This window comes from Streptococcus sp. k-378, assembly GCF_013277505.1.
Classification (GTDB): Bacteria; Bacillota; Bacilli; order Lactobacillales; family Streptococcaceae; genus Streptococcus; species Streptococcus pseudopneumoniae.
On record NZ_VMNC01000104.1, the window covers coordinates 1 to 10,175 of the forward strand.

At 42.7% G+C, this 10,175-nt stretch carries 9 protein-coding genes; 4 read left to right on the forward strand and 5 right to left on the reverse strand.

Translation table 11 applies throughout. The features are described from left to right. Positions 1–59: 59 nt before the first annotated feature. From vncR to HT719_RS09510, 3 genes are all read left to right on the forward strand, one after another. Positions 60–716: a response regulator transcription factor VncR gene (gene vncR, locus HT719_RS09500; RefSeq protein WP_023936605.1), complete on the forward strand. Its 657-nt coding sequence runs from the start codon at positions 60–62 to the stop codon at positions 714–716. Continuing rightward, complete coding sequence (gene vncS, locus HT719_RS09505) at positions 713–2,041, forward strand: sensor histidine kinase VncS (RefSeq protein ID WP_001254965.1); 1,329 nt, start codon at positions 713–715, stop codon at positions 2,039–2,041. Before vncR ends, vncS begins: the two co-directional genes overlap by 4 nt. A gap of 140 nt (positions 2,042–2,181) precedes the next feature. Beyond that, positions 2,182–3,063 (forward strand): class II fructose-bisphosphate aldolase, encoded by an 882-nt coding sequence (locus tag HT719_RS09510; RefSeq protein WP_001019001.1) that lies wholly within the window; start codon positions 2,182–2,184, stop codon positions 3,061–3,063. Between the two features lie 320 nt (positions 3,064–3,383). On the opposite strand, the gene HT719_RS09515 is transcribed toward HT719_RS09510, so the two are convergent. From HT719_RS09515 to HT719_RS09535, 5 genes are all read right to left on the reverse strand, one after another. Beyond that, positions 3,384–4,574, reverse strand: coding sequence for a ferric reductase-like transmembrane domain-containing protein (locus tag HT719_RS09515; protein WP_172929019.1), 1,191 nt, complete (start codon positions 4,572–4,574; stop codon positions 3,384–3,386). Between the two features lie 143 nt (positions 4,575–4,717). After that, positions 4,718–5,377, reverse strand: a complete 660-nt coding sequence (locus HT719_RS09520; protein ID WP_172929021.1) for an amino acid ABC transporter permease — start codon at positions 5,375–5,377, stop codon at positions 4,718–4,720. 9 nt (positions 5,378–5,386) lie between these two features. After that, positions 5,387–6,064, reverse strand: a complete 678-nt coding sequence (locus HT719_RS09525) for an amino acid ABC transporter permease (protein ID WP_172929023.1) — start codon at positions 6,062–6,064, stop codon at positions 5,387–5,389. A 12-nt stretch (positions 6,065–6,076) separates the two neighbouring features. Next, positions 6,077–6,871, reverse strand: a complete 795-nt coding sequence (locus tag HT719_RS09530; protein WP_172929025.1) for a transporter substrate-binding domain-containing protein — start codon at positions 6,869–6,871, stop codon at positions 6,077–6,079. 10 nt (positions 6,872–6,881) lie between these two features. Further along, the gene (locus HT719_RS09535) at positions 6,882–7,640 is read right to left on the reverse strand and encodes an amino acid ABC transporter ATP-binding protein (protein ID WP_001229568.1); all 759 of its coding nucleotides are present in this window, start codon (positions 7,638–7,640) and stop codon (positions 6,882–6,884) included. A 175-nt stretch (positions 7,641–7,815) separates the two neighbouring features. Here HT719_RS09535 and recJ point away from each other — a divergent pair, with 175 nt between their 5' ends. Beyond that, positions 7,816–10,038 (forward strand): single-stranded-DNA-specific exonuclease RecJ, encoded by a 2,223-nt coding sequence (recJ, locus tag HT719_RS09540; RefSeq protein ID WP_172929027.1) that lies wholly within the window; start codon positions 7,816–7,818, stop codon positions 10,036–10,038. Positions 10,039–10,175 lie beyond the last annotated feature (137 nt).

Below are 10,175 nucleotides of genomic sequence, written 5' to 3' on the forward strand. Positions count from 1 at the left end.
GTTTGCTTTTTGATTTTTATTGAGTATAAGAAAAATAAAAAATAGAGAGCAGTTAAAGTATGAAAATTTTAATTGTAGAAGATGAAGAGATGATCCGTGAGGGGGTCAGTGATTATTTGACGGATTGTGGCTATGAAACCCTTGAGGCTGCAGATGGGCAAGAAGCCTTAGAAAAATTTTCCAGCTATGAAGTAGCCTTGATTTTACTAGATATCCAGATGCCCAAGCTAAATGGTCTAGAAGTCCTAGCTGAGATTCGTAAAACCAGTCAGGTTCCTGTCTTGATGCTGACCGCCTTTCAGGATGAGGAATACAAGATGACTGCCTTTGCTTCTCTGGCAGATGGCTATCTGGAAAAGCCCTTCTCCCTCTCCCTCTTAAAAGTGAGGGTGGATGCAATTTTCAAGAGATACTACGATACAGGACGAATCTTCTCTTATAAAGATGCCAGGGTGGATTTTGAGAGCTACAGTGCCAGTCTAGCAGGTCAAGAAGTGCTTATCAATGCCAAAGAGTTGGAAATTCTGGACTATCTGGTGAAAAATGAAGGCCGGGCCTTGACTCGGTCTCAGATAATCGATGCCGTCTGGAAAGCGACAGATGAGGTTCCCTTTGACCGTGTCATTGATGTTTATATCAAGGAATTGCGGAAAAAACTAGACCTGGACTGCATCCTCACTGTGCGCAATGTTGGTTATAAATTGGAGCGAAAATGAGACGAACAGGTTTATTTACAAAGATATTTATCTATACCTTCTCGATATTTAGTGTTCTGGTTATCTGCCTTCATTTAGCTATTTATTTTCTATTTCCCTCGACTTATCTGAGTCATCGTCAGGAAACCATTGGCCAGAAAGCGACAGCTATTGCCAAGTCCCTAGAAGGAAAGGATAGGCAGAGCATCGAGCAAGTGTTAGAGCTGTATTCCCAGACTAGTGATATCAAGGGGGGCGTTAAGGGCGAGATGACAGAGGACAAGTTAGAAGTCAAGGACAGCATTCCTCTGGATACGGACCGTCAGACCACCTCTCTCTTTATTGAGGAGCGTGAGGTGACAACGCAAGATGGTAGCACCATGACTCTCCAGTTTCTGGTTTCTATGGATTTGCAAAAGGAAGCAGAGCAAATCAGTCTCCAATTTCTTCCCTATACCTTGCTGGCATCCTTTCTAATTTCCCTCTTGGTGGCCTACATCTATGCTCGGACCATTGTTGCCCCGATCTTGGAAATCAAACGGGTGACTCGTAGAATGATGGAACTGGATTCCCAAGTGCGATTGCGCGTGGATTCTAGGGATGAGATTGGTGATCTCAAGGAACAAATCAATAGCCTCTACCAGCATCTTTTGACTGTCATTGCAGACTTGCATGACAAGAATGAAGCCATTCTCCAGCTGGAGAAGATGAAGGTCGAATTCCTACGAGGGGCTTCTCATGAACTGAAAACACCGCTGGCTAGTTTGAAAATCCTGATCGAAAACATGAAAGAGAATATCGGTCGTTATAAGGATAGAGACCAGTATCTGGGAGTTGCCTTGGGGATTGTGGATGAACTCAATCACCATGTTCTGCAGATACTTTCCCTCTCTTCTGTGCAGGAGTTGCGAGATGATAGGGAAGAAATTGACCTCCTCCAGATGACACAAAGTCTGGTTAAGGATTATGCCTTGCTCGCCAAGGAAAGAGAGCTCCAGATTGACAATAGTTTGACCCATCAGCAGGCTTATCTAAACCCATCAGTTATGAAGTTGATTCTTTCTAATCTCATCAGCAATGCCATCAAGCACTCTGTTCCAGGTGGCTTGGTTGGCATTGGAGAAAGAGAAGGGGAACTCTTTATCGAGAATAGCTGTAGCTCAGAAGAACAAGAAAAACTAGCCCAGTCTTTTTCTGATAATGCTAGTCGCAAGCCCAAAGGGCCTGGGATGGGACTCTTTGTGGTCAAGAGTCTATTGGAACATGAAAAATTAGCTTATCATTTCGAGATGGAGGAGAATCGTTTAACCTTCTTCATAGCTTTTCCAAAAGTCGCCCAAGACTAGAGATAGAAAGGGTTTACATGGATGAAGCTAGAAGAAATTAAATCGAAACTACGGGAAAAACTAGATTTTTTTGTCAAAAAGTGATAAAATGAACAATGTAAATGGGGTGACCCATAAAAATATACAGGAGGCCTGATAAAATGGCAATCGTTTCAGCAGAAAAATTTGTCCAAGCAGCTCGTGACAACGGTTATGCAGTTGGTGGATTTAACACAAACAACCTTGAGTGGACTCAAGCTATCTTGCGCGCAGCAGAAGCTAAAAAAGCTCCAGTTTTGATCCAAACTTCAATGGGTGCTGCTAAATACATGGGTGGTTACAAAGTTGCTCGCAACTTGATCGCTAACCTTGTTGAATCAATGGGTATCACTGTACCAGTAGCTATCCACCTTGACCACGGCCACTACGAAGATGCACTTGAGTGTATCGAAGTTGGTTACACTTCAATCATGTTTGACGGTTCACACCTTCCAGTTGAAGAAAACCTTAAATTGGCTAAAGAAGTTGTTGAAAAAGCACACGCTAAAGGTATCTCAGTAGAAGCTGAAGTTGGTACTATCGGTGGTGAAGAAGACGGAATCATCGGTAAAGGTGAATTGGCTCCAATCGAAGACGCTAAAGCAATGGTTGAAACTGGTATCGACTTCTTGGCAGCTGGTATCGGTAACATCCACGGTCCTTACCCAGCAAACTGGGAAGGTCTTGACCTTGACCACTTGCAAAAATTGACAGAAGCTCTTCCAGGATTCCCAATCGTATTGCACGGTGGTTCAGGTATTCCTGATGAGCAAATCCAAGCAGCTATCAAACTTGGTGTTGCCAAAGTTAACGTTAACACAGAATGCCAAATCGCATTCGCTAACGCAACTCGTAAATTTGCTCGTGACTACGAAGCAAACGAAGCAGAATACGATAAGAAAAAACTCTTCGACCCACGTAAATTCTTGGCTGACGGTGTAAAAGCTATCCAAGCATCGGTTGAAGAACGTATCGACGTATTCGGTTCAGAAGGTAAAGCATAATCTAGCTGAATAATACAGATAAAACCTGCCTGTGAGGGTGGGTTTTTTGATTTCAAGCTACTCGTTTTAGTATAGTAAACTGAATCTAGACTAGCACAATGCTGCTTCTATAGCGTTTTGAAACTAGAACAGGACAATATAACTGCTAAAATATTTCTATAAATTCATTTGATTTTCCTAATCAATTTGTTCGTATCCTATTTCATTCCACTATAAAACATTCTTATCAATTGATTTGAATTCCAAAATTTCATCGCTCTGGTCTTATTTCATTTGGCTATAAAAAACTCTCCTGGGGAATCCCAGGAGAGTATGAGTACTTATTTGAACTTGAATCCTTCGTAAATAAGCTCTGCTTTTGGATTTTGTTTCTTAATCTGTTTGGCAAGTGTCTTCATCATAGAAAGGGGACCACACATATAGACGGTTGCATGTTCGGGCACTTCTTTTTGTTCAAAATTAAGATAGCCGTCTTTCGTACTGTCGATTAGATGGAGTTCAAAATTAGGATTTTTCTGAGCATAGTTACGGAGTAAATCTAGGTAGACTGCATTTTCATCTCCACGGAAGCTATAGTAGAAGTGAACCTGTTTATCTAAAATAGGATGTTCACGGATGTAAGAGATGAAGGGGGTGATCCCAATACCTCCAGCAATCCAAACCTGATTTTCTCGTCCTTCTTCTATGATCATGTGTCCGTAAGCTCTGTCTAGGGTTACTTTGCTGCCGGCTTGAAGATTATCATAGATATTATTGGTATGGTCACCTGAATTTTTGACAGTAAAGTAAAGAGTTTGACCATGACCTCCTGAGATAGAAAAGGGATGCGGAGCACTTTCAAAACCTTCTTGGAAAATCTTTAGAAAGGCAAATTGTCCTGATTGATAGTTGAAAGGTCTGCTAAAATGGATTTGAATTTCTCTAGTATCGTGGTTTAAGCGTTTGAGATTGGTAATTTTCCCAAGGTAGGGGAAGGTGATTATCTGGTAAAGGAAGATGATATAAAAACCAGCTAGCAAGCCTAAAAGGGCATAGCTACCAACAAGAAAACTTAGAAGATTAAATGTAAGGAGACGATTGCCCATCATCATGTAGACGTGAAAGAGTCCAAAAATATAAGCTAGGTAAACCAGACGGTGAATCCATCGCCAAGCTTCGTATTGGATGTATTTGCCTAAATAGGCGACAAGGATGATGCTGACAAAGATATAGATGGCAAGATTGCCAAACTGAGCAGCTAAGCGAGAGCCCCACAAACCGCCCATACTAAAGTTATGAAAGATTAGTAGGATGATGGAGAGAAAGGCTGTGAATTTGTGGACAGTGTAGACCTTCTCCAAACCGTGAAACCAGCTTTCAAGTAGTGGGAGACGAGTGGCTAGGATAAAGGTCAGAGATAGGCTTGTTAAAGCTAGTCCTGGGATCATGAATTGGGGAGAAGTGTTCATCCAAGTCAAAATAGTCAAGATAAAACTAGCTATGATAAAGAGTAGTCCTTTGAGTGATTTCATAGAAAATTCCATTTCATTTAGATTCGATTTGTTGTAAATAAATTTGTTACATTTTATCATAGAAAATGTATGGTGTCAAATTGAGTTCTATAAATATCTACTCTCATCAAAAAACTCTCCAATTGAACTGGAGAGCTAATTTGTTATTCTGCAGCTTGTCGCCAACGTGTTGCTAGCATATGAGATAGGCTCGAAATTGCTAGGTTAAAGCTGAAGTAGATGAGGGCAATCAGGATATAAAGACTGAAGACCTGCTCTGGTTCGAAATAACGGCCCATGAGAATTTGGCTAGCTCCAAAGAGTTCTTGTAGGGCGATAACAGAGTAGAGAAGACTGGTATCCTTAATCACGGTTACAAACTGAGAAATGATGGCTGGCAGCATTTTGCGGATGGCTTGTGGAAGAATAATATGGTATAGGATTTGGGTTGCTGTAAATCCTTGTGACATTCCTGCTTCGTATTGTCCCTTGTCTACGGCATTTAGGCCACCACGGATAATCTCAGCCAAGGCTGCTGAGGTAAAGAGAGTAAAGGCAGTGATTCCTGCTGGTGTGGATTTCATTTTGAAAACTAAAAAGATAGTGAAAATCCAGAGGAGGTTGGGAACGTTACGCACAAACTCGATGTAAATGCTGGAGATGATGCGCAAGATAGGATTTTTGCCATTTCTCATGACAGCTAGCAGCGTACCGATAAGGGTAGAGAGGACGATGGCAATTAGAGAAATGTAGAGGGTCAAGCCAAATCCTTTAAAGATAAAGACTAGGTTATCTGGGGTCAAAACTTCTAAAATGGATTCCATAGTAACCTCCTAAAGTGAATAGGCTTTTTTGTTTGCTTGCTCCATCTTGCGACCAAACTGGGCAACAGGGAAGCATAGAGAAAAGTAGAGAAGGGCAGCACCTAGAAAGGCTGGGATGTAATTTCCGTTGAGGGCTGACCAAGACTTGGTCACAAACATCAAGTCCACTCCAGAGATGATAGCAACTGTCGAGGTATTCTTGATGAGGTTGACGATTTGATTGGTCAAAGGAGGGAGAATGATACGGAAAGCCTGAGGCAAGATAATCAAGCGCATGGCGCCGATATAGGTAAAACCTTGCGACAAGGCGGCCTCCATCTGACCGCTAGGAATAGACTGAATCCCTGAGCGAATCACCTCAGCGATATAGGCGCCGTGATAAAGTCCCACGCAGAGAACGGCTGTCCAATAAATCGGAATCATGATGATATGGTCACTGATAAGAGGTAGGCCATAAAAAACAATAACAAACTGCACCAAGAGGGGAGTGTTTTGGTAAAATTCCACAAATATGCGAGCTAAAATGCGCAAAATTGGACGTTTGCTGGTTGACATGGCTCCAAAGAAAATGCCTAAAACCATGGCTAGGATAAAGGATCCAATCGCTAGTGCAAGAGTGAAGAGGAAACCATTGAAAAATTGTCCAAAATCCTGAAAATAGGCTGTCCAAGATGATAAATCTGTCATAGGGTGTCCTCCTTATTCTGCGGAATGGCTAGATGGTTTGAGCTTGTAACGGTCATAGAGTTTTTGTAAACTGCCATCCTTGCTCCATTTAGTGACCAAGTTATCAAGATAGTCGTTGAGCTCGGTATTTGATTTCTTGGTAACGATACCGTAGTCAGATGGCTTGAAACTATCATCTAGTAGTACTGTCCGTTTACTGATGTAGCCAGATAGGATAGAACGGTCAACGGAAAAGGCATCGATACGATGAGCGTGCAGGGAAGTAATCAATTCTGGGTAGGAACCAAGTTCGACGAATTTAAACTTCAGGCCTTTCTTTTTACCCAGTTCAGTAATCAGGCGTTGGGTAATGGAACCTTGGGCGACTCCGATGGTTTTGCCGTTTAGGTCCTCAATCTTTTTGATTTTGGCAGATTTATTGACCAAAAAGCCAGATGCGTCCGTGTAGTAGGGACTGGTGAAGTTGTAGAGTTTTTTTCGTTCGTCTGTGATGGTAAAGGTTGCGATATCCATATCGACCTGTTCATTGTCCAGAAGGGGGCCACGGGTTTGCGCTGTAACCGGCACGTAGCGAACTTTGACCTTGAGCTCATCTGCTACCATCCTGGCCAAGTCCGTTTCGATACCAGAATAGGTTCCTGTCTTGGGATCCTTGTAACCGAAATTGGGAACGTCTTGTTTGACACCGACAACCAGTTCGCCTCTTTTTTGAATATCTGCGACGCTGGTATCAGCCTGAGCTGGTTTTGCAGCAGCAAGGCCCAAAAGGCTAATCAATAATGCTGATAAAAAGACTTTCTTTTTCATAGGTGCCTCCTTATTTGACTTTGTCACTTTCGTGGTTGATGATTTTGCTGAGAAATTGTTGGGCACGAGGTTCGCTTGGATTGTCGAAAAAGTCATCAACATCTGTAGTATCCACTAAAACTTCTCCATCAGCCATAAAGATGATGCGGTCGGCAACTTCACGGGCGAAGCCCATTTCATGGGTAACGATGATCATGTTCATACCATCGTGGGCCAATTTTTGCATAACTGCCAGAACATCGCCGATGGTTTCAGGGTCTAGGGCAGATGTTGGTTCATCAAAGAGAAGGAGTTCCGGATGCATAGCGAGTCCACGTGCAATGGCAATCCGTTGCTTTTGTCCACCAGATAGCATGGCTGGATATGAATCTTTCTTGTCCCACATATTTACAAATTCCAGATATTTTTGAGCTGTTTTTTCAGCTTCTTTTTTATCAATTCCTAGAACTTTTATGGGTGCGAGTGTTACGTTTTCTAACACTGTTTTGTGAGGGTAGAGGTTAAAATGCTGGAAAACCATGCCGACTTCCTTGCGAAGGGGCACTAAATCTTTCTGGCTGGCACCAGCAACTTGGTGACCATTTACTAGGAGACTTCCTTTGTCTACAGCCTCCAAACCATTGATGGTGCGGATAAGAGTGGATTTTCCAGAACCAGATGGTCCGAGTAGGACAACGACTTGCCCTTTTTCAAAACGGAGATTGATGTCGCGGAGCGCGTGGTAGTCTCCGTAATATTTTTCGACGTGTTCAAATTCTACTAAAGCCATAAGGAATCTCCTTTGTGTTAGATTTTATAACATGATTCTACACCAAAAGATTTTTCTTGTCAAATCATATCTTAAAAATTCACTAAAATTTTATAAAAAAGCAATCTGGATAGAGAAAAAGCCTAAATCATGTTATAATGAAGCAATAGAATTCTTAGAAAGAGTGGATGTCTTTTTGATAACACCTACTTATGAATGGCAGTTTGCCCCGCAGGTAGAAGATGCGGATTTTACAAAGATAGCCAAGAAGGCTGGACTGGGTCCTGAGGTGGCTCGGTTATTGTTTGAGAGAGGGATTCAGAACCAAGAAAGTCTGAAGAAGTTTTTAGAACCTTCCTTGGAGGACTTGCATGACCCTTACCTGCTCCATGATATGGGTAAGGCAGTGGAACGGATTCGTCAGGCCATTGAAGAAGGGGAAAATATCCTCGTTTACGGTGATTATGATGCGGATGGCATGACTTCGGCTTCTATTGTTAAGGAAAGTTTGGAACAGCTTGGTGCCGAGTGCCGGGTTTATCTGCCTAATCGTTTTACCGACGGTTATGGACCTAATGCCAGTGTTTACAAATATTTTATCGAGCAAGAAGGGATTTCCTTGATTGTGACGGTGGATAATGGGGTTGCTGGTCATGAGGCTATTGAATTGGCCCAGTCGATGGGAGTGGATGTCATTGTGACCGACCACCATTCCATGCCTGAAACCCTCCCTGATGCCTATGCCATTGTCCATCCTGAACATCCAGATGCGGATTATCCTTTTAAATATTTGGCTGGTTGCGGAGTGGCTTTCAAGTTGGCTTGCGCCCTGTTAGAAGAAGTGCAGGTGGAACTGCTTGATTTGGTCGCTATTGGTACCATTGCGGATATGGTGAGTTTGACGGGTGAGAACCGTATCTTGGTTCAGTATGGGTTGGAAATGTTGGGCCATACTCAGCGCATTGGTCTGCAAGAAATGCTGGATATGGCTGGGATTGCTGCCAACGAAGTAACAGAAGAAACGGTTGGTTTCCAGATTGCCCCTCGTTTGAATGCCTTGGGCCGCTTGGATGATCCCAATCCTGCCATCGATTTGCTGACTGGGTTTGATGATGAGGAAGCGCATGAGATTGCTCTCATGATTCATCAGAAAAACGAAGAGCGCAAGGAAATCGTTCAGTCTATCTATGAAGAAGCCAAGACCATGGTGGATCCTGAGAAGAAGGTTCAGGTCTTGGCCAAGGAAGGCTGGAATCCTGGGGTTCTAGGAATCGTGGCTGGCCGTTTGTTGGAAGAACTAGGGCAGACAGTTATTGTTCTTAATATAGAAGACGGTCGTGCCAAGGGTAGTGCTCGTAGTGTGGAAGCGGTCGATATTTTTGAGGCTCTGGATCCTCATCGAGACCTCTTCATCGCCTTTGGTGGCCATGCTGGCGCAGCAGGAATGACGCTGGAAGTGGAGAAACTCTCAGATTTATCTCAAGTCTTGGAAGATTATGTTCGTGAAAAAGGCGCAGATGCTGCTGGCAAGAACAAATTAAATCTAGATGAAGAACTGGATTTGGAGACTTTGAGTCTTGAAACGGTCAAAAGTTTTGAACGTTTGGCTCCCTTTGGAATGAACAATCAGAAACCTGTCTTTTATATCAAGGATTTTCAGGTCGAAAGTGCCCGTACTATGGGGGCAGGTAATGCCCATCTCAAGTTGAAAATTTCCAAAGGTGAGGAGAGTTTTGAAGTGGTAGCCTTTGGCCAAGGTAGATGGGCGACAGAGTTTTCCCAAACCAAGAATCTAGAGCTGGCAGTCAAATTGTCTGTCAACCAATGGAATGGCCAAACTGCCCTGCAGTTGATGATGGTGGATGCGCGTGTGGAGGGTGTTCAACTTTTTAACATCCGTGGGAAGAATGCAGTCTTGCCAGAAGGGGTTCCAGTCTTGGATTTTGCTGGGGAACTGCCCGATTTAGTAAATAGTGATGCTGTGGTTGTAAAAATCATTCCTGAGGATATTACTCAGCTGAAGACCATTTTTCAGGAGCAGAATTTTTCTGCTGTCTATTTCAAAAATGATATTGACAAGGCCTATTATCTGACAGGTTATGGGACTAGAGATCAGTTTGCCAAATTGTACAAGACTATTTACCAGTTCCCAGAGTTTGATATTCGCTACAAGCTGAAAGATTTGGCTACTTATCTCAATATCCAACAAATCTTGTTGGTCAAGATGATTCAAGTCTTTAAAGAACTAGGCTTTGTGACCATCAAAGATGGGGTCATGACAGTTAATAAAGAGGCACCAAAGCGGGAGATAGGGGAAAGTCAGATTTACCAGAATCTCAAACAAACCGTCAAAGACCAGGAAATGATGGCGCTGGGTACTGTGCAAGAAATTTATGACTTTTTGATGGAAAAAGAGTAGAAGTTAGAAAAGAGTTGGGCAACCAGCTCTTTTTTGAAAACAAATCTTCATTTTGAAAATCATCAAAAAAATGGTATAATGGTAGGAAAAGATTCGGCTAATACTCAATGAAAATCAGAGAGCAAACTAGGAAGCTA